General features: G+C 34.5%; 17 protein-coding genes, 1 pseudogene and 1 other annotated feature. Of the genes and pseudogenes, 4 read left to right on the forward strand and 14 right to left on the reverse strand.

Annotated features, from left to right (window positions below):
• Positions 1-374: 374 nt before the first annotated feature.
• Complete coding sequence (gene asnS / locus FD33_RS05005) at positions 375-1,766, reverse strand: asparagine--tRNA ligase (RefSeq protein WP_025086240.1); 1,392 nt, start codon at positions 1,764-1,766, stop codon at positions 375-377.
• 60 nt (positions 1,767-1,826) lie between these two features.
• Positions 1,827-2,059, reverse strand: a binding site (T-box leader).
• A 75-nt stretch (positions 2,060-2,134) separates the two neighbouring features.
• Between asnS and FD33_RS05010 the strand changes: the two genes are divergently transcribed.
• The 3 genes from FD33_RS05010 to FD33_RS05020 all read left to right on the forward strand — a co-directional run bounded on the left by FD33_RS05010 (position 2,135) and on the right by FD33_RS05020 (position 4,253).
• Positions 2,135-2,851: an alpha/beta hydrolase gene (locus FD33_RS05010; RefSeq protein WP_056955813.1), complete on the forward strand. Its 717-nt coding sequence runs from the start codon at positions 2,135-2,137 to the stop codon at positions 2,849-2,851.
• A gap of 83 nt (positions 2,852-2,934) precedes the next feature.
• Positions 2,935-3,630 carry a hypothetical protein gene (locus FD33_RS05015; RefSeq protein ID WP_025086239.1) on the forward strand — a complete coding sequence of 232 codons (696 nt, stop codon included), beginning with the start codon at positions 2,935-2,937 and terminating at the stop codon, positions 3,628-3,630.
• 80 nt (positions 3,631-3,710) lie between these two features.
• Positions 3,711-4,253 carry a nucleoside/nucleotide kinase family protein gene (locus FD33_RS05020; protein ID WP_056955814.1) on the forward strand — a complete coding sequence of 181 codons (543 nt, stop codon included), beginning with the start codon at positions 3,711-3,713 and terminating at the stop codon, positions 4,251-4,253.
• A gap of 179 nt (positions 4,254-4,432) precedes the next feature.
• Here FD33_RS05020 and FD33_RS05025 read toward each other — a convergent pair whose 3' ends face one another.
• The 10 genes and pseudogenes from FD33_RS05025 to FD33_RS05070 all read right to left on the reverse strand — a co-directional run bounded on the left by FD33_RS05025 (position 4,433) and on the right by FD33_RS05070 (position 17,108).
• Positions 4,433-5,668 carry an acetate/propionate family kinase gene (locus FD33_RS05025; RefSeq protein WP_025086238.1) on the reverse strand — a complete coding sequence of 412 codons (1,236 nt, stop codon included), beginning with the start codon at positions 5,666-5,668 and terminating at the stop codon, positions 4,433-4,435.
• 263 nt (positions 5,669-5,931) lie between these two features.
• Positions 5,932-7,098 (reverse strand): annotated as a pseudogene (locus FD33_RS05030) (MalY/PatB family protein).
• Positions 7,099-7,111: 13 nt separating this feature from the next.
• Positions 7,112-7,963 (reverse strand): DUF3737 family protein, encoded by an 852-nt coding sequence (locus FD33_RS05035; RefSeq protein WP_025086142.1) that lies wholly within the window; start codon positions 7,961-7,963, stop codon positions 7,112-7,114.
• Positions 7,964-8,075: 112 nt separating this feature from the next.
• Entirely contained in the window at positions 8,076-9,872 is a 1,797-nt protein-coding gene (locus FD33_RS05040) for an ABC transporter ATP-binding protein (RefSeq protein ID WP_025086143.1), read from the reverse strand.
• Positions 9,862-11,625 (reverse strand): ABC transporter ATP-binding protein, encoded by a 1,764-nt coding sequence (locus tag FD33_RS05045; RefSeq protein ID WP_025086144.1) that lies wholly within the window; start codon positions 11,623-11,625, stop codon positions 9,862-9,864. Before FD33_RS05045 ends, FD33_RS05040 begins: the two co-directional genes overlap by 11 nt.
• 174 nt (positions 11,626-11,799) lie before the next feature.
• Positions 11,800-12,900 (reverse strand): lactate oxidase, encoded by a 1,101-nt coding sequence (locus FD33_RS05050; RefSeq protein ID WP_025086145.1) that lies wholly within the window; start codon positions 12,898-12,900, stop codon positions 11,800-11,802.
• A gap of 337 nt (positions 12,901-13,237) precedes the next feature.
• Positions 13,238-13,852, reverse strand: coding sequence for a TMEM175 family protein (locus FD33_RS05055; protein WP_034544413.1), 615 nt, complete (start codon positions 13,850-13,852; stop codon positions 13,238-13,240).
• Between the two features lie 10 nt (positions 13,853-13,862).
• Complete coding sequence (locus FD33_RS05060) at positions 13,863-15,029, reverse strand: cation:proton antiporter (RefSeq protein WP_025086158.1); 1,167 nt, start codon at positions 15,027-15,029, stop codon at positions 13,863-13,865.
• Positions 15,030-15,374: 345 nt separating this feature from the next.
• A complete protein-coding gene (locus FD33_RS05065) occupies positions 15,375-16,523 on the reverse strand; it encodes an MFS transporter (protein ID WP_056955815.1) in 1,149 nt (382 codons plus the stop codon).
• A gap of 54 nt (positions 16,524-16,577) precedes the next feature.
• The gene (locus FD33_RS05070; RefSeq protein ID WP_025086159.1) at positions 16,578-17,108 is read right to left on the reverse strand and encodes a PadR family transcriptional regulator; all 531 of its coding nucleotides are present in this window, start codon (positions 17,106-17,108) and stop codon (positions 16,578-16,580) included.
• Between the two features lie 157 nt (positions 17,109-17,265).
• Between FD33_RS05070 and FD33_RS05075 the strand changes: the two genes are divergently transcribed.
• Positions 17,266-17,943, forward strand: coding sequence for a dihydrofolate reductase family protein (locus FD33_RS05075; protein ID WP_025086160.1), 678 nt, complete (start codon positions 17,266-17,268; stop codon positions 17,941-17,943).
• Positions 17,944-17,958: 15 nt separating this feature from the next.
• On the opposite strand, the gene FD33_RS05080 is transcribed toward FD33_RS05075, so the two are convergent.
• Genes FD33_RS05080 through FD33_RS05090 form a run of 3 tightly spaced genes read right to left on the reverse strand, consistent with a single transcriptional unit; the run spans position 17,959 to position 20,016 of the window.
• A complete protein-coding gene (locus FD33_RS05080; RefSeq protein ID WP_025086161.1) occupies positions 17,959-18,972 on the reverse strand; it encodes a zinc-binding dehydrogenase in 1,014 nt (337 codons plus the stop codon).
• A gap of 23 nt (positions 18,973-18,995) precedes the next feature.
• A complete protein-coding gene (locus tag FD33_RS05085; RefSeq protein WP_025086162.1) occupies positions 18,996-19,322 on the reverse strand; it encodes an AzlD domain-containing protein in 327 nt (108 codons plus the stop codon).
• Entirely contained in the window at positions 19,309-20,016 is a 708-nt protein-coding gene (locus tag FD33_RS05090; protein ID WP_025086163.1) for an AzlC family ABC transporter permease, read from the reverse strand. The genes FD33_RS05085 and FD33_RS05090 overlap by 14 nt, the downstream gene beginning before the upstream one ends.
• Between the last annotated feature and the right edge of the window lie 166 nt (positions 20,017-20,182).

Raw genomic sequence — 20,182 nt, forward strand, 5'->3', positions numbered from 1 at the left:
GTGTTTTTATTTTGTCATTTTTCTAAAGTGGCTAACTTGATTATAAAATTCGCCATAATAATATTTATTTGTTCACTTTCCATAAAATAAACTATACGCCAACGTTACAGTCAAACTTTTTCATATATTTATAAAATGCTTTTTAGAAACTATCTACAATGATATTCTTATGTAAAACTAAATACATTTATTTAATTAAGTCTTCTAGTCAAAAAATGTTATTTTTTTAAGCACAAAAAAGACCAGAGCCATAATCATTTTGATTATAGCCCTGGTCTTCTTCATTTATTTTTTTATAACCATAATTCTATACTTTATAGTAGAAACGAGCTACAAATGCTCAGAATCTAAGCAGGCTTGCTCCGCTCTCTGTCCTAGAATTCAGCATTACCTGGTGTTCTTGGGTAAGCAATGACGTCACGGATATTTTCCATACCTGTGATGTACATAACTAATCTTTCAAAACCAATACCGAAGCCTGAGTGAACTGTACCACCGTACTTACGTAATTCTAAGTACCACTTGTAGTCTTCTTCGTTCATATCAAGTTCAGCCATTCTACTTTCTAGCTTATCAAGACGTTCTTCACGTTGTGAACCACCAATTAATTCACCAATTTCAGGAACTAACAAGTCAGCTGCAGCAACAGTCTTACCGTCATCATTAGCACGCATGTAGAAAGCTTTGAATTCCTTAGGATAGTCAGTAATAAAGACAGGCTTCTTGTAAACTTTTTCTGACAAGTAACGTTCATGTTCTGATTCGAGGTCAAGTCCCCAGTAAGGTTTAACTTCAAATTCAACATCAGTAGCTTTTTCAAGAATATCGATTGCATCAGTATAAGTAACATGAGCAAATTCTTCGCCAGCTGTGGCTTTCAAACGATCAATCAATGTATTATCAACGTTTTCGTTCAAGAAATCTAGTTCTTCTTTAGCATTGTCCATTACATAGTTGATAACATATTTAAGTAACTCTTCTGAACAGTCCATCTCATCTTTAAGGTCAGCAAATGCCATTTCTGGTTCGATCATCCAGAATTCAGAAGCGTGACGTCCAGTATGTGAGTTTTCAGCTCTAAAAGTTGGTCCAAATGTGTAAACATTTCTGAAGGCCAAGGCAAATGGTTCAACTTCTAGTTGTCCACTAACAGTTAGGTTAGTTTCTTTCTTAAAGAAGTCTTCATTATAATCGACTTTGCCATCGTCAGTCTTTGGTACGTTGTTCATATCCAATGTTGTTACTTGGAACATTTCACCGGCACCTTCAGCATCGGAACTAGTGATAATTGGTGTGTGAACATAAACGAAACCATTGTGTTGTAGATATTCATGAATAGCAAAAGCAGCTAGTGAACGGATTCTAAATACTGAATAGAAGGTATTTGTTCTAGGACGCAAATGAGCTACAGTTCTCATGAATTCATATGAGTGAGCTTTCTTTTGTAATGGATAATCTGAATCTGAAGCACCTTCTTCAACTACTTCGGTAGCATGAATTTCAAATGGTTGTTGTGCCTTAGGAGTAAGGGCAACTTCACCGACAACTTTAATTGTTGTGCTGATTGGGAACTTAACAACATCAGCATAGTTATCCATATCACTAGTAATAACAACTTGAACATTCTTAAAGAATGAACCATCATTTAACTCAATAAAACCTACTCGTTTTGAACCTCTGATTGTACGAATCCAGCCATTAAGCGTGACTTGATCACCGTCAGCAAATTCTTTTTTATATAAATCTTTAACTAAAACGTTTTGCATTGATTTCTCCTTTTCACATCTGGAATACTGTAGACGAAAAAAAGATCCTCCATCCCCAATAAAAGGGACGAAAGATCTTTCCGCGGTACCACCCAAGTTTTTTAAAAAACACCTCAAAAGTACATTAAATACTCTCCAATTATAACGTACTGGGTCACGTCTAAACCTACTCTCCTATGATTTCAGCTAGAATAACAAAGATGTTTTTCCTATATACCGACACGTTAAGTTCTCACTCACCTTAACTCCCTGTGGATAAAGTATACAGTACTCCTTCTTTTAATATCTTTAGATATATTAATTTTCTTAAATGTAGCATAACTTTGACTAAATTGTAAAGTAGAATATAGATATTGAGGAGGAAGATCATGAAAAAATTTTTTAAATGGCTAATTGGTATCATTATTGCCATCATCGCAATCATATTGATTTCTATTATTGTCGTTAAAAATAAGGAATACCAACCTTCAACTGCAGCAATATCAGCTAGTAAAATTAGCACTACAGATGACAATATAACCAAATTTTCAGGAAACGACCAAAATCCTAAAGTCATTTTCTATCCTGGTGCTTTAGTGGAACCCAAGAGTTACAGCATTTGGGCTAAGAAAGTTGCTCAAGCGGGATATTCAGTTTACATTGTGAGATTTCCATTAGACCTAGCTGTTCTAAAAACTAACATAGCTAATCAAGTTTCTAAAAATAATGGATATGTTATTGGAGGTCACTCATTAGGTGGAACTATGGCTAGTCGCTATGCTCACAATAATCCTAAAAATTTAAAGGGCGTCTTTTTCTTAGCCAGCTATCCTGAGAAAAAAGGTGATTTACGGAAAACTAAGGTTCCGGTTTTATCAATTACTGCTTCAAATGATGGCGTTTTGAAATGGAAAAACTACAATAAAGCCAAAAAACTACTACCAAGTAATACACTTTATGAACAAATTCAAGGTGGAAATCATGCTGGCTTTGGTAGCTATGGCAAACAGAGTGGCGATAAATCTGCTTCTATTAGTAATCAAAAACAACAAAATATTGTAAGCAGATTATTAATAAATTGGCTAAATAAAAAAATTACCAAATAAATTAAAGCGTTTTCATAAATTCCCACAAAAGCGCATACATTTTTGTTATACTGTCACTAGTCGCTACAATTTTTGGGGGAAACATGACTATTTTATTTGATAAGAACTTAACTTTAACTGAAGATTCAACAACTTTTATTGAGAATTATATTAATTACGTAAGAACTATCAATCCCGAAGACCTATATGAAGGTAAAAAAGATAAAAATATTCTAAAAAATAAATTCATTTTTCGGATTCATCAATTGGCTAATCTTGATTCAGCCATTGTCAGCTTAAGTGTACTTGATAAGAAAATTAATGTCCTAGCCCGTATTCCCGGTTTTGAAACTGTTGTGATCGGCTCCTATCCACTAAATTCTCATCTAAAAAAGATTATGTCTCAAGGAGTTTATCCCACAATAAAAATAACTGGTGGCAGATATAAAAAAGTTGTTCCGACTGATTTTGATAAAGATATTATAAAAAATGGCTTTGAACCATATGGAATAATCCTTGAGCTTCATCAAGTTGAAAATGTTGTCTATAAATCAAGAAAAATCGATGTAATTTATAAGTACGTCTTTAAAAGTGAACGTAGTCTTGTCAACGTTTCAAAAATCTTAATGTTATGTTTTGCCCTCTTCGGCCTTGCATTAGGATTAGGCTTCATGTTTTTAGGTTTCTTCATGACAGGATTAATGGTAATTGTCGCCTTCTTCGGCGCTAATTCTTATACCTTGATTTTGTCTGATACTTATAAACCTAAGCAAGAATTGAACCAAACCCAAACAAATTAGTTTCAAAAAAGGTGTTCATATTTGAACGCCTTTTTATTTTTCCAATAGAAGAGTTATATTACTTTCAGGAAGTGAAAAATATGTTAAAAAGTTATGTCATCGTCATAAGTGGTGTCACTGCCAGTGGAAAAACCACTCTGATTCAAGAATTAAGTCATAAGTTACCTGATTGTAGCCTCATTTCTTTTGACGACTACAGTATAGATGCCTTACCTTCCGCACCACCTATCGATACCCCAATTCAGGAGGCTGTTAACCAGTATGATATCAGTATGCTAATGGATGACTTCCTTAAAGTTTACAATAAACATCATTTCATACTAGTCGACTTTCCCTTTGGGTATAAGCATGACACATTGAAACCCTATATCGACAAAGTTATCTATATAAAAACGCCATTGGACGTTTGCTTTGCTCGTCAAATTCTACGCGATTACACAAACAAGGATGGTGAACAGATACGTGATTGGGTTAAAACTTATTTAAACTTTGCCAGACCAATTTTTGTTAATCACGACAAATATATTAGTAGTGATGCAGACTTGGTTATTGACGGTCTATTGCCACTGGACAAAAAAGTTGGACTAATTTTAAATGAGTTTAAACTGGATAATCTTTTCTAAGCTCTTAAAAAATATAATAACTACAGTCAAAATAGTTTTCTTCTTCAGAAACTAAAACGGCATCCATTTAGAAACGTAATTACATACGCTTATTCTAAATGGATGCCGTTATTTTTTTAAATTCAGAAGAAAAATAATAAATAGAATCTTTTACTAGTCTGGAACAAAAGTTTTTACTATTAAAATGTGCTTACTGATTCTTGATACTTATCATTATGAACATCCTCATTACCAGTTAAACGAACAACGTCCCTTAAAATCATTAACTCCTCATTAGTTGGAATAACTAATACATCACTTTGAGAGTCCTCTGAACTGATTTTACGAGTTCCTTTACTATTTCTATTGGCATCATCATCTAGCTTAATACCCATATAACGGAAATGTTCCATAATCATTGATCGAATATCCGGATTATTTTCACCAGTTCCCGCAGTAAAGATAATAGCATCTACACCGTTCATCAAAGAAATGTATGAACCAATATACTTAACAATTCGATTTATATACATATCTACAGCTAATTTAGCTCTTGGATTCTCATCTTTAACCGCCATTAAATCTCGAAGATCAGGTGATATGCCTGAAATGCCTAATAAACCAGACTCGTTATTCAAGATGTCAGTCATCTCATCAGCGTCAGTAATATTTAGCTTCTTCATAAGATATGTTACTAGTGATGGATCAATATCCCCTGCACGTGAACTCATCATTAGACCTGACTCTGGAGTAAAGCCCATCGATGTATCTATTGATTTTCCATTTTCAATAGCATCTATAGAAGCTCCACTTCCTAAGTGACAAGAAATGATTCGAAGTTTATCTATTGGTTTTCCTAAAAATTCAGCAGCTTGTGTAGATACATATCGATGGCTAATGCCTTGTGCACCAAATTTACGAACTCCATATTTCTCGTAATATTCATAAGGAACTCCGTACAAATAGTTTGCTGGTTTTAGCGTTTGATGGAATGAGGTATCAAATGCTGCGACTTGTATAGCATCTGGCAATAATTTTTCAAATGCCTCAATTCCTGCAACCTGACTAGGATTATGTAATGGTGCCAGTTCTGATAATTCACTAATTTGCTTTATAACCTTTGAATCAACTACAACCGAGTCTTTAAAAATAGTACCGCCAGCAACAACTCTGTGTCCGACACGTGTGATTTCATCATAACTTTTAATTGCTTTTATACTAAGCAAAGTATGCAACGTTAACGTCACAGCAGACTCATGCGTTGGCACATATTTATTTTTGCTTAATTTCTTTCCATCAAATTTTATTTTAAACACGGAATCTTCTTTACCTAAACGATCGACCATACCCTCAGCGATACATTTCTCATCTTGTAAATTAAATAGTTTCCACTTAAAAGTTGAACTTCCTGAATTAACAATTAATACTTTTGACATCTATATCACCAACCAATTACTAAAATATTATACTTATTCATCAATTAATATATTATATTTTGTAACCGTTGTCAAAGATTGGGACGTACCACTTAATTATGTGGTTATTACCATAGCAATGATCATTTATTTCAAATAATTCAGAAATTAAAAACAGCATCTATTTAAGATAAACGTATTTATACGTTTTTAAATAGATGCTGCCATTTTAAAGATTTAGAAAAATGATAATAAATAGAACTGGTTAAATCATTTCTCACTTTCTACTTATAATCATTTATACCTTTTTGTAGACGATTCAAACCATCCTGAATCATTTCTGTTGGACTTGCAATATTCATACGAATAAAGTGTTGTCCATCTCCACCGTAAACATCTCCAGGTGTAACGATCAAGCCAGTATCCTTACGAATGAAGTCAGTCAATTCATCAACATTTTCTGTAATTTTAGAAACATCGAACCAAAGTAAATATGTAGCATCGCCTTGAACCCATTTGATTTCTGGGACATTCTCAGCCAAGAAGTTCAAAACTAACTTTCTATTTTCCAAAACTTTTTTCTTCAATTGCTGTAACCACTCATGACCCTTTGTATAGGCTGCAATTGTTCCAGGAATGGCTACCAAATTAGGTTCTGCTAGTTCTTCACTATTCAATCCTCGACTCACCTGAGCTCTTAAATTGGCATCTGGTACGATTACCGTTGAAGCATGTAAAGCGGCAACGTTAAAGGTCTTACTTGGTGATACAGCAACAATAACGTTCTTAAGATATTTTTCTTCCAATCCGAAAACAGGATTATAGCCTTTTTCGTTAAAAGTAACATCCCCATGAATTTCATCACTGAATAATTTAACGTCATATTTTAAAGATAAGGCCGCAATCTTAGTTAATTCATCAACAGTCCAAATCTTACCTACTGGATTGTGAGGATTGCACAGAATCATCATATTAGTTAGTGGATCACTCATTTTCTTTTCCAAATCGTTAAAATCAATCGAATACTGATGATTTACTTGATCATAAAACAAATCATTCGAAACTACATGGCGACCATTATTCACTATTGAATTATAGAAAATATTATAAACTGGTGCTTGAACTAAGACATTGTCACCTAACGAAGTTAACCGACGTACTGCTGAGGAAATAGAAGGTACTACTCCGGTAGCAAATACCATCCAGTCTTCTCGTGGACGTACATGATGTTCTGTTTCGTACCAATCAGCCACAGCTTTGCGATACTCATCAGGAATCTCTTCCTAACCAAATAGTCCCATTGAAATCTTATCTTGCAAAGCTTGAATGATTTCTGGAGCTGTTTTGAAATCCATATCAGCAATTGTCATAGGCAATTCATTTTGTCCGACATCCCACTTAGCTGAATTTCCAGCACGTTTTTTATTTAATGTTTCAAAATCATAATCCATCAGGCCACTCTCCTTAAACTTTTTGAGCTACTTTGATTGAGGTCTTAGTCTTATCAATTTCAGGATCATCAAAAATAATTTCATCAACAGATTTAACTTGAATTGAACCGCTGATAGGATTCTTAATACTCATAAAATCAGTTGTAATTTCAGCATCGATATTTGAGCAATATTCAAAGGCCAAATCAGTTCTGAGCAATTTACAGTTAACCATCTTTAAGCCATCGATATAACAAAGGCCTTGATCACTTTCAATTGTACAATTAATCAAAGTAATATTTTTAGTATTCCAAGCTAGATATTCGCCACTAATTTTTGAATCATAAATTACTACGTTATCACAATTCCAGAAAGCATCTTTTGAAACAAAACTAGAATTATGGATTTCAACATTCTTAGCACCATCAAAAACATAATTACCAACAACATTTAAGTTCTCAGCATAAATATTTTCACTATCTTTACCAAAATAATTACCGTTTACTTCAACGTCCTTCATTTTGATATCCTTACAAGTCCACATTGTTTCTTCAGCATCAGCAAAATGAACATTGTTTAATTTAATATTAGATGCACGACGGAAAAGCTTTGGTGCTTGAAGTGCTGAATTGTTAATTTCAATATCGTCAGTATACCAAATACCTGAACGTGACATTGTTTCAAAAATAGAATCATTGACCTTAATATGTTTATCATACCAAAGTGGGTACTTCCATTTGAAAACAACATCATTCAAGTCAATATTACGTGCCTCTTTAAGTGGAGACTCACCTTCACCAAAAGTTGTATCTGTTATTTGAGCACCATGTTCCTTAAACAAGGGACGTTCACCATCAAAATAACCTTCATTTATTTGTTTTTTCATATAATTACCAAACCTTTTTTGTAAAAATTTTCTAACGATAATAATTATTATCCATTACTATTGATGTGTTAAATGCCTATTTCAAATACTTAATTATACATTTTTGTTATAACTAAGCATTTTCCACTGACTGTAGAGCATACAGTTCAGCATACTTACCACCTAAAGCTAATAGTTCTTCATGAGTACCTCGTTCAACAATTTTACCTGCACTCAATACCAGAATTTGATCAGCATCTTGAACTGTCGATAATCTATGTGCAATTGAAATAGTTGTTCTATCATCACGCATCTTTTTCAAACTCTTCGTGATACTCTGCTCCGTTTGTGGATCGATATTAGCAGTTGCTTCATCCAGAATCAAAACTTTAGGATTTCTAACAATCGTTCTTGCAAAAGAGATCAATTGTCGCTGACCTGTTGAAAAACTTCCACCACGTTCAGTTACTGGAGCATGATATTTTTCGGGTAATTTCTCAATAAAATCGTCCGCATCAACAAACTTAGCTGCTTGTTCAACTTGTTCATCAGTAATTTTGTCATCAAACATACGAATATTTTTGGCAATATCACCATAGAATAGATATGGCTCTTGAATGACCAACCCTAATTGTCGACGTAATTCTTGAGTAGAATAATCACGAATATCATGATCATCAATCAAAATCTGACCTTCGCCAAACTCATAGAAACGTAACATAATATTGATAATTGAACTCTTTCCACTACCAGTGTGACCAACAAAGGCAATATTCTCACCTGGTTCAACGGTAAATGAAATATCCTTCAAAATAGGTTCATCAGGATTATAACCGAAAGTAACATGACGGAATTCAATTTTGCCTTCAACAATTTTTTCCTTACTAGTTTCGTTTTGTTTAGGTGCATAGGAATCATTATTGAACATTCGCATAATACGATATCCAGCAACCAAACCATCTTGGAAGAAAGACATATAGTTCATTACGTTAGACAACGGATTAAAGAAGTTTTGTTGGTATGACAAGAAGGCATAAATCACACCCGCTGCCACCAAACTATTCATACTCTTCATTCCAAAACCTAATAATGCAACCAATTCCGCCAAGGTAAACATTAGATTGATCATCGGATTCAACAAGAATGAATTGACGTTGATCATCTGCGAACGCATTTGATAATAGGCATTATTCTTATTTTCAAATTCAGCCGTTTTACGTCCTTGTTGTCCAAATTGTTGAATAACACTGATACCCATTAAAGACTCATTCAACTTAGTATTGATTTGACTCAAATACTCACGTAAACGTTGATAAATTTTCGAACTGATATGTTGGTAAACCCAAACGACCAAATACAAAAGTACCACGAACAGGGCTGTAAAAATGGCTAAAGGTACACTAACTGAAGCCATAGCGATAAATGAGGATACCATTGAGAATAACGCAATGATAATCATCAAAAATAAAGTCCAAAAGTTGTATAAAGTTTTAGTATCATTGGTTACACGTGACACGATTGAACCAGCTGGAGTAACATCAAAATACTTCAAACCCAATGTGTGTAATTTATGAAATAATTGACTTCTAATTTTCTCCAAAGTTCGTTCAGCACCCATTGAGAAAAAGAAATTCTGAATGAACTGGACAATGGCTTGAATAATGGTTCCAATCGCATAAAGAATGGCAAATCCAATAATCAGCTGCACACCAGTACTCTGATTAGTCAAATAATGATCCATATAGTATTGCAACATTCTGGGTAACATAATATTAATAATACTCAAAATGATGGCAAAACCGATGGCAATCCCGAACTGCACTTTAAATTCCCAAGCAAACTGAAAAAGCCACTTCAAAATCTTGTTTCGATCCTTATGAGACAATGATTGTACCGTCTTTAAAATATTCTCTTGTTCATTATTTTTCATCATTCAGCCTCCCCTCTAACTCGGCTGTCTTTTCTTGCAAATGGAAGGTATCGTAATACCACCCTTTTTGAGCTAATAACTCTTGATGAGTTCCTTTTTCAAGAATAGTACCGTGATCCATAACCAAAATTTGATCAGCAGCCTCAACTGAACTTAAACGACTTGCAGCAATAATAGTTGTTGCATTTTTACGATTATGAGCAATCCTTTGTTCAATATTACGTTCAGTTTTGAAGTCAACCGCAGACAAAGAATCGTCCAGAATCAACAATTTAGGATCACTCAAAATAGCTCTAGCAATCGCTAAACGTTGTTTCTGACCACCAGACAAAGAAACACCTAGTTCACCAACCTCAGTATCATAACCATTTGGCATTTTTTCAATATCAGCATCAAGATCAGCTACTCGACTGGCATCCTCAACTTGTGATTGATTAGCTTCCATATTGGCAAAACGAACATTATCTCTAATATCAGTTGAAAACAGAAAATTAGTCTGTGGTACATAACCAATCGTATTTAAGTAATTGTCGATATCATATTTCCGAATATCATTTTCGCCCATTTTGATTGAGCCATCATAATGGTCAAAATCACGCATCAAAAGACTGATAATAGTTGATTTACCACCACCAGTTGGACCCACAATTCCTAACGTTTGTCCTTCCCTTAATTCAAAATGAACATCGTGTAAAGCTGTAGCACTGTCATCGTCAGGATAATGGAATGAATGGACATTAAAATCTAAATTACAATCTGTTATTGTCTCAATTGCATGTTTTGGGCGAATTAACGAAGACTTCTCACCTAATAAGTCGCTGATACGATCATAACTAGCTGATCCACGTTCCAAAACGTTGAATAGACTACCAACAGCGTACATTGGCCATGTTAATTGAGTCATATATGTAATGAACGAAACCAATTGACCAATTGTGATCTGCTTGTTCAATACCGACAAACCACCAAAAATAATCGTAATTACATATGAAATTCCCATGATCAAGGTCGTCAACGGATCAAATAGAGCATCTAAACGATAAGAACGTCGATTAGCCTTGATGTTATCATCAACATAATTATTGAAATCCGCCTCATCTTCACGTTCTTGCCCAAGAGCTTTTAAAACCTTTATACCAACAATACTTTCTTGCGTTTTATTATTGATACTAGAGAATTCTGCTTGTGATTTAGAAAAGGCATCATGAACTTTGCCTCCTAAAATATTAGCCATAATTCCCAAAAGAATAAGTGGTAATACTGCCAAAATCGTCAATTTCCAACCAATAAACAATCCCATGGCCAGAATAGTAGAAGTTCCGGTAATTATGGAGTCGGCTAAAGTTAAAATACCTGGTCCTGCAACATCACGTACTGCATCGATATCATTGGTAGCATGTGCCATCAAATCTCCAGTACGCCATTTTTTATAAAAAGTAGCATCCATCTTCATAAATTGACGATAGAGCCGACTTCTTAAATCTCTCTCTAAAACGAAAGAACTTCCAAATATCATTTTTCGCCATAAAAATCTTAAAAGATATTGTGCAATCGCTGTCCCCAAAAAGATCAGCATACTTACTAATAGGAAATTACCCGTGACATTGCGCTTACTAACAGCATCAACGACATTTCCAATAATTTTGGGAGGAATAACATTTACAATTGCGACAATTATTAAAGCTATGACTCCGATTAAATATTGTTTCCATTGGTTTTTGAAAAACCATTTGAGTCGTGAAAAAATCCCCATGTTATCTCACCTACAATCTAAAAAATACATTATTAATACCTTACACCCTAAAGTTAACTTCAACGCAACTTAGAAAGCGTTTTCTGGCTATTTTTTTAATTTTATTACAAAAAAATAGCGGTATTCTCATAATTAAATAAGAATACCGCTATTTAAAGTCAAATTAAACTATTATTACCAAAGTAATTCAGTGTTTTTAACATCATTGATTGTCTTAGTACCAGCTAATTGCATAGTAATAGACAATTCCATATTCAAATGCTCAATAACATCTGTTACACCTTGAGCACCACCGAGGTTCAATCCATAAATAATTGGACGACCAATAGCAACTAAGTCAGCACCACTAGCCAAAGCCTTGAAGACATGTTCACCACGACGAACACCACTATCGAAGATAACTGGCACACGTTGGTCAACTGCATCAGCAATATCTGGTAAAACTTCAAATGAGGCTGGACCACCATCTAATTGACGGCCACCATGGTTAGATACCCAAATACCATCAGCACCAAAGTCAATAGCTAATTCAGCGTCATCAGGTGATTGAATTCCCTTAACGATAACTGGTAGACCGGACATATTCTTAATCTTCTCAATGTCTGTAGGTACGATACCTTGTTTAGCTGAAGCATAAATCTCAGAGATTCCCTTGCCTTCACCATCACCAGCTGAATAACCAGCCAAGTTAGGCATTGGAAGTGGGAATTGGAACTTATTAGCAACATCAGCTTCACGATAACCACCTAAAGTAGAATCAACAGTTAAGACAATAGCCTTAGCACCGGCAGCAACAGCTTTCTTAATTAAAAATTCATTAAATTTATCATCTTTACTCATATATAGTTGGAAAAATTGTGGAGCATCAGGGGCAGCGGCGGCAGCATCTTCAATTGATGTACTTGCATAAGTACTGATTGAGAAGATAGAACCGGCAGCTGCTACACCCTTGGCTGTGTCAGTTTCACCTTTAACATGTGCTAATCCTTGAGCGGCTGAAGGTGCTTGGATAATAGGAGTCTTCAAATCAATATCCCATAATTTAGTACTTAGGTCTGCATAATCAATACCTTGAAGTACACGTGGAGAAATCTTTCTCTTATTAAAGGATTCAGTATTTTGTTTCTTAGTCCATTCATCTTCAGAGCCACCACTGATATAACCAAAGGCACCCTTTTCATTACTCATATGATCCTTCACACGAGCCTCTAGACCAGCAATGTTTAGAATGTCTACATGATTTTCAGCAGTACTTGCTTCATACTTCTTTTTCATTAAAAATCCCGTCCTTTTTACTTGTATTTGTTCAACAGGATCAGTTTAACCTACATTTGTAAATTTTGCTGAGATTTGTTCCGTAAATATCAATTTTTCTTTTAATATTAATGAAATAATTTATTTAATATTAATACTGCATACCGTCTTTCACAACAAGCCCGATTGTTCTGAAACGCTGTGAACACTGATTTGAGCTAATTGAAGTTCACAATTATCTCAAATACAGGTCCTCTACTAATAAACAAGAACAGTCTCTATTAAGAGATTCAAGTTTGAATTCCTAACGGGGACTGTTCTTTTAATTTAAAATCGTTATTTGATTGTAATCTCAAGCTTACCTATGTCCTAAAATATTACTTAATCGTAGATAAGCCACAAAATGAAAGCCAATTCCTGCTAGCAAGAAAAATGCTCCTAATGGAACGAAGAATAGTGAACTAATGATAGCCAGGATATAAAGACTAACGCTGATTAAAGGATCATATTTATTCTTAGCAAAAGCACTATTTTCCATCCGATTAGATTTTAGTTCGTGATGTTTTCCGATATACGAGTACAGAACGTAAAACATAAACGAAATAATGAGTGCTACTAAATCATACGTAATAAAAGCTACTCTGATATCGTTCAAATTTCCCCGACTTAATGTATTGGCTACTAATGCCATTGGATAATTAATCAATGTAATTGTGAACAATATTAAAAGATTAATCAAATTTAAATTACGATTGATGGCCTTGAGCGCATTAAAATAATCGTGATGAAATAACCACAAAGTACCAACATAAAAATATGAAACTACATAAGCTATCAGAATTGGCCATTGATGAAACATGGCTTCCAATAAGTGACCAGATTTAAAATTTGGAACTGTAAATTCTAAAACTAGAATAGTAATTAAAATGGCAAAGACGCCATCGCTAAACGCCAATAATCTATCTTTAGTCACTAAAATCCCCTCACTCTATAACTTCATCATCTGAACTAAGTATCTTATTGAAGACGATTGGACAGACTAAACAAGTAATAATAGCCGCCAAAGTGATTGCCCCTGACTGAGCAGTAGTAATCAATTTCAAATTTCGTCCAACTTGTAAAATAGGCAAAACTAAAGTAATCGTTGTGGACGTAACAATTGCAGCGGCACTGGCATAACGTTTGCCAAAACGTTTACGAAAGACAAAGTAGACGATTGCCTTTGATAGAATGAATGCTACTAGAAATACTGGAATCAATAATAGTGCCTGTTTGTTAGTAAATAGTGTTCTCAAATTTAGATTTACTCCTGTAGTAATGAAGAAAACAGGAATAAAGAAACCATATCCCATCGAACTTAATTTTTCCTCAGTATCAGGTTTGGGTTTCAACAGTTTCATTACGGCCCCAGCTAAGAAAGAACCCAAAATACTTTCAGCACCGATTTGTTCAGCAAAAGTAACCAAAGTAAAGATCAAGAAGAACGCTAAACGAATATCTAATTGCGTCGTCGATTTATCAATTTTATCAAAAAAAACATAGATTCGATTGAAACGATGCAATAGAACAATTGCAATAATAAAAATAACTGGCAATCCTAATACAGAAATATAATGCTGTTGCTTAACAGCTGAATAAATTGTCAAAGCCACCAAAGGAATAAATTCCCCGAACGCCGACGTTAACAAAATCGTTTGGCCGTAATTGGTATTTAGTAACCCAGCCTCTTTTAAGAGTGAAATGATAACACCCAAAGCAATTGTACTGAATAAAATGACTGCTAAAATAAATTCACTGAAAATTCCAGTAACGTACAAAATACCACTCAAAATCATCGACATAATAAAGATCGACATGAAACCGGCAAAAGAATTTCCCAAGGGTGAATAAACTGATTTATCCTTCTTAGGTTCCAAGAGAGAAAAATCAATCTCCATTCCGCCCAAAAAGATCAACATAATCACACCCAAATTAGCTATGTATTGAACACTGACATCTGGATGAACAATATTGAACCCAGTCTTACCAATAATAATCCCCATAATAATTTCTGAAATAGCTGTCGGCATCCGTTGCAAATGGAACCTAGCCGTAATAAGTGGCGTGATCAAAGCCGCAAATAGCACAATCAATAAAGCAAATTTTTCCATAACAAAACCTCAGAGAGCTGAGCAGACCCGCTTAGATTCTGAGCATTTGCCTGATTTCACGAATTGGCCGCATAGCAGACAGTTCGTGAAATCAGGCAAAATACAGGAATCTGGCCTGCGTAGCTCATTTCCACTATAAAATATAGAACCATAGTTATTCTAAAACAAAATTATCCCAAAATAAAAAATCAATTAACAACAAAAACAATAATTATTTATCAATAAAAAGTCAAAAAAACCAACTTGAAACAGAGCATGGTTTTTCCCATCTAAAAAAGCCCAGTATAGCAACCACCAAAAATGGTAACTACACTAGACTTATTTTATTACTCGTAAATTGGATAATTATTCTACTTCAGTATTCAATTTTTCAGGTTCACCGATAACAAAATGATCAATAACGGCGATAACTAAGAACGCTAAAGCTACTAGACAAACGCCGATCCAACCAATTCGACTCCAAGCCCAAGTTGCGGCTAAAGTACCGATTGAACCACCTAAAAAGTAACTAAACATAAAAATCGAATTGTTACGACTACTCTGTTGGCGATTCAATGATTGCACGATTGCTTGATTAGAAACCTGACTGAATTGTGTTCCCAAGTCAAGTAATATAATTCCGATTATTAAACCGATCATCCAAAATCCCACTAACCAAAAAACCACAAAGGCTAAACCAGATAAAATCATACTTAGACCAATTGTTAACTTAGGAGATTTCTGATCAACCAAATTGCCAACCCAAGGTGCCACCAGAATACCAGCAATTCCTAATAAGCCTAACAATCCTGCAACACTACTACCTAAATGATATTGAGCTGCCAAATAAAATGCTAATGTAGACCACAAAACATTGGACATCCCAAACATACAAAAACCATTAATGGCTGAACCGCGTAATTCTTTTTGTTCAACAAATAGTTTGGGCAAAGTTTTGATTACAGTAAAATACTTCAAATCACGATGTCCTCGTTTATCATGAGGCATAAAAAGATGCACTATTAATAGAAAAATCAAATCTACCCCAGCCGCAATCAAGTAAATATATTGCCAAGGCATAATACTCCCCAACAGGCCACTAAATGAACGTGATAATAAGATACCGGTCAACAAGCCACTCAATACGATACCCAAAACTTTACCTCGTTGTAAAACTGGGGCCAGATAACCAGCATATGGAATAATAATTTGTGGTGCCACAGAAGTTATCCCTATCAGGGCCGTTGCTACTGCAAATATTCCTGCATTCGGTGCCCAAAAAGCTAATAATAACGAAATAATCGACAATATCATCATAAATTGAATCAAATGATAACGATCGAAAATGTCCCCTAATGGAACAATCAATAACAAGCCAAACGCATAACCCAGTTGCGTAATCATGGCCAACATCCCGACAACCGACTTAGAAATATTGAAATCAGTCGCAATCAAATTTTCAATTGGCTGAATAAAATTCAAATTGGCAACAATAACTCCAGTCACCACCGCCATCAATAAGATGGTCTTTTTTGACAAAGTCTCCGTCTCTTCCAAACTAAAATCTCCCTATTCTGTAAATTTCTTCAGTGACGAATCAACCCATTGTAAAGCAGCTTTCATCTGCACTTGTTTTAATGAAATCACCCATTTAGCATTTTCTAAATCAGGAGCCGAAATAGGTGTCTTCTTCATGTCAATTACTTGTTGGTGTAACGATTCTTGATTTTCCAGCAAATAATCCTTATATTCGTTTAAAATTTCTTGACGTAACTTAGGTTCTACTAGATGAAAATTACGAAATTTAACACTGTAAGTGAACTCCAAATTAGGATTCAAAGGTACCTTTTCTACCATTAATTCTTTGAACCTAGTCCGACCGCGATCAGTAATTGTTGCCACCTTTTTTGAACGTTTTCCCACATCAGTTCGATCATCAAGAGTAATGTAACCAGCTTCATTTAAACGTTTAAATAATGGATAAATCATGCCAAAACTAATTTTTCTCTGTCGACCAACAATTTGTTGCAAAATCTGTCGCATCAAATAACCACTCATCGACTCATCCATAAGTTGTCCTAAGACAAATAAGTCATACATAAATTTACCTTCCTTACATATATCAGACTGATACATAATCAACTTTTCTAATATATATCAGCTCAATATTGTTGTCAAATTCAAATTTAATCTTGACCTCAAGTCGACTTTAGGTAATAAGGTTAATTTATAAATTAAATTATCGAGGAGCTTTATTATGACTAAACCTTATATTATTTGTCACATGATGACATCAATTGACGGTCGTATCGATTGTGATATGACTGCTCAACTTCAAGGAACACAAGAATACTACTCAACTTTAAAGGCTATTGAAACCCCTACTACTTTAAGTGGTCGTGTTACCGCTCAACTAGAATTAGCACAGACTGGAAAATTTGAATCAAAGACTAACGAACCACTTAATAAAGAATCTTTCAATAAAAAAAACGATGCTGCCGGATATGAAGTAATTGTCGATACCAAGGGAGTCTTGCTCTGGGACGAAGACTATAACTACAGTAAGCCACACATCATTATTACTAGTGAACAAGTAAAAAAAGATTATTTAGATTACCTAGATTCTAAGCAGATTTCTTGGATTGCCACCGGAAAAATTCAAATTGACTTAGCTAGAGCCGTAGAAATCCTGGTAGAACAATTCAATGTTGAAAGAATGGCAATTGTCGGTGGTGGACATATCGATGGATCATTTTTAGATGCTGATTTAACAGATGAAATCAGTTTGCTCATTGGACCTGGAGTTGATGGACGCCAAGGAATGCCTGCTGTTTTTGATGGCCGACCTCAAAACCGTAAACCAATGCCATTGAAATTACAGAGTGCTCAAACATTCGAAGATGGTGCTGTTTGGTTACGATATTTAGTTAAATAACGAAAAACAAACATTCTATTTATAATTAAGAAAACAAAAAAAGAGATCAGACATAAACATATCCAATCTCATTACAATTAAATTAACAATAACTACCTTACCCAAGTTATGGCCACTCTCTAAATACTCATGGGCATCTTTAACTTGATCTAATCTATAAATTTTAGTTGGTGAAACTTCAACATGATAATGTTTTATATAATCCAGCATCTCATTGAGTTTTTGACTATTAACTTCACCTGAGGACAACGATGTTAATAAAGCTCCTTCATGAATATCACTAATTGGTTCAAAACCATCCATATACCACTGTCCACCTAATTCACCAGTGTTGCAGACTATTCCATATGGCAAAACATGATTAAATGTATCCTTCAGGGTAGCTGGTCCAACCAACTCTAAAATTTTATTAAATTTTTTATCCGTTTGTAAGTGTCCATTTTTATCCTCAATCACTGAATCATAACCAGCGTCCAAAAGAACATCTTTTTTCTTAAGACTTCTAACCGAGCCAGTAATCTTCATAGTCGGATATTTAGCTTTAAGTAATCGTAAAGTCGAAACACCTACACCACTAGCACCGGAACGAATTAAAATCGAATCATCTGCTTTTATTTGAAGATGTTTCAAAGAACCAAATGCGGTATAAAAAGTTTCTGGTACAGCAGCCAAATCAGACCATTTTAAATCAGTCTGAACTGGATAGATCTGCTCATTTGGTAATAACACATCCTCAGCATATGAGCCATCGAAATCACGTCCCATTTCACCCATAATAGAAATAACTTTTTGTCCGACTTTCAATTCATCCGAAGTACTATCAATTACGACACCAACACATTCAATACCTAAGATACGTGGAAATTTGACACTAGGTGACAATCCTTGACGCGTAAAAATTTCAGAATGATTGACACCAAAACCCTTAATCTGAACTAATGACCAACCTGGTTTTACCTGAGGAGTTGGAACATCCTCATAATTCAAAACTTCTGGTCCTCCAGCTTTTCTAACAACAATGGCTTTCATTAACTTTCCTCCCATTAGCATTATTATATAGCTAATCGGACTAATGCTAAGGAAATAATGCCTACAACCACAATCAACAGTAGTTTTTTAGTCAAAACAGCTGTCAGTACGGTTGGTATTGAAGCAATCAAATTAGGATAATCAATTTGCGGTAAATGACCAATATGTTGGTGAAAGAGATTCTCAAACCATAAGGCCGCCATAATAGTAATAGGAACAAATCCCAGAAATTCAACTACTTTCGCAGGTAGATTAAATTTTTTCAATAAAACAAATGGCAAAACTCTGGACAACCAGGTTGTCAACCCACAGGCAATTAATGTCCACAAAATAAATTTAGTTGATGGCATGTTTTAAAATCACTCCTAACGCACAGCCGATTAAGGTAACAACCAAAATCAATAAATCACTGGAAATAAAAATCAGACCGAAATAAACTAACGGCAACATAATAACTACAACAATCAATTGGACTCTTAAGGAAATTGATTTATCACTAATCAATTGTAGATACAATAAACCAATGAACATCGCTACTAAGGCAAAATCCAAACCCAATTTTTCTGGATCACTAATGACTTTACCCAACATAGCTCCAACCATCGTCGATGCTGCCCAAACTAAGTAGGCTAATAAATTAACAGTATTGAACCACTTAAATGAAAGTTTACCATCGGTATAATTAAGTTTATTCATACTTAAAGCAAAACTTTCATCCGTAATCAAACTGCCTATAACAATATTTTCAAATATTGAATTCTTTTTAAAAAAATTGGCTGTGGTCATACTCATCAATACCATTCGTGAATTGACCAAAAAAACTGACAAGACAATTGAAATAATCGGTGTTCCAATTGCCAATAGACTAACTAAAATAAATTGTGCCGACCCTGCGTATACGATCAACGACATCAAAGTTGCCATTAACACACTCATCCCCGCAGATGCCGCGACAATACCAAAAGAAATGCCAATTCCGATGTAACCAAAAACGGTTGGCAATGTATCCTTTATGGCACTCTCAATGCTTAAACTGTCATCCATTGATAATCCCCTCTTTCACATAAAATATTATAATAATTTTAATTTACTTATATGTCAATTAGACCAGGGTTTTTATTTGTGTTAATAACATAAATAAGTTTTTTATGTATGGTAGATTGCAACAATTAATCGAATTTTTCGGACAAGTCATCAAAGAAGACTTGGA

The sequence above is a fragment of the Companilactobacillus paralimentarius DSM 13238 = JCM 10415 genome (genome assembly GCF_001434985.1).
Lineage (GTDB): Bacteria > Bacillota > Bacilli > Lactobacillales > Lactobacillaceae > Companilactobacillus > Companilactobacillus paralimentarius.

Excerpts from the sequence above, each read along its gene's own strand:
- asnS (WP_025086240.1), bottom strand. The coding sequence starts at position 1,766 with ATGCAAAACGTTTTAGTTAAAGATTTATATAAAAAAGAATTTGCTGAC.
- FD33_RS05010 (WP_056955813.1), top strand. The coding sequence starts at position 2,135 with ATGAAAAAATTTTTTAAATGGCTAATTGGTATCATTATTGCCATCATC.
- FD33_RS05015 (WP_025086239.1), top strand. The coding sequence starts at position 2,935 with ATGACTATTTTATTTGATAAGAACTTAACTTTAACTGAAGATTCAACA.
- FD33_RS05020 (WP_056955814.1), top strand. The coding sequence starts at position 3,711 with ATGTTAAAAAGTTATGTCATCGTCATAAGTGGTGTCACTGCCAGTGGA.
- FD33_RS05025 (WP_025086238.1), bottom strand. The coding sequence starts at position 5,668 with ATGTCAAAAGTATTAATTGTTAATTCAGGAAGTTCAACTTTTAAGTGG.
- FD33_RS05035 (WP_025086142.1), bottom strand. The coding sequence starts at position 7,963 with ATGAAAAAACAAATAAATGAAGGTTATTTTGATGGTGAACGTCCCTTG.
- FD33_RS05040 (WP_025086143.1), bottom strand. The coding sequence starts at position 9,872 with ATGAAAAATAATGAACAAGAGAATATTTTAAAGACGGTACAATCATTG.
- FD33_RS05045 (WP_025086144.1), bottom strand. The coding sequence starts at position 11,625 with ATGGGGATTTTTTCACGACTCAAATGGTTTTTCAAAAACCAATGGAAA.
- FD33_RS05050 (WP_025086145.1), bottom strand. The coding sequence starts at position 12,900 with ATGAAAAAGAAGTATGAAGCAAGTACTGCTGAAAATCATGTAGACATT.
- FD33_RS05060 (WP_025086158.1), bottom strand. The coding sequence starts at position 15,029 with ATGGAAAAATTTGCTTTATTGATTGTGCTATTTGCGGCTTTGATCACG.
- FD33_RS05065 (WP_056955815.1), bottom strand. The coding sequence starts at position 16,523 with ATGGCGGTGGTGACTGGAGTTATTGTTGCCAATTTGAATTTTATTCAG.
- FD33_RS05070 (WP_025086159.1), bottom strand. The coding sequence starts at position 17,108 with ATGTATGACTTATTTGTCTTAGGACAACTTATGGATGAGTCGATGAGT.
- FD33_RS05075 (WP_025086160.1), top strand. The coding sequence starts at position 17,266 with ATGACTAAACCTTATATTATTTGTCACATGATGACATCAATTGACGGT.
- FD33_RS05080 (WP_025086161.1), bottom strand. The coding sequence starts at position 18,972 with ATGAAAGCCATTGTTGTTAGAAAAGCTGGAGGACCAGAAGTTTTGAAT.
- FD33_RS05085 (WP_025086162.1), bottom strand. The coding sequence starts at position 19,322 with ATGCCATCAACTAAATTTATTTTGTGGACATTAATTGCCTGTGGGTTG.
- FD33_RS05090 (WP_025086163.1), bottom strand. The coding sequence starts at position 20,016 with ATGGATGACAGTTTAAGCATTGAGAGTGCCATAAAGGATACATTGCCA.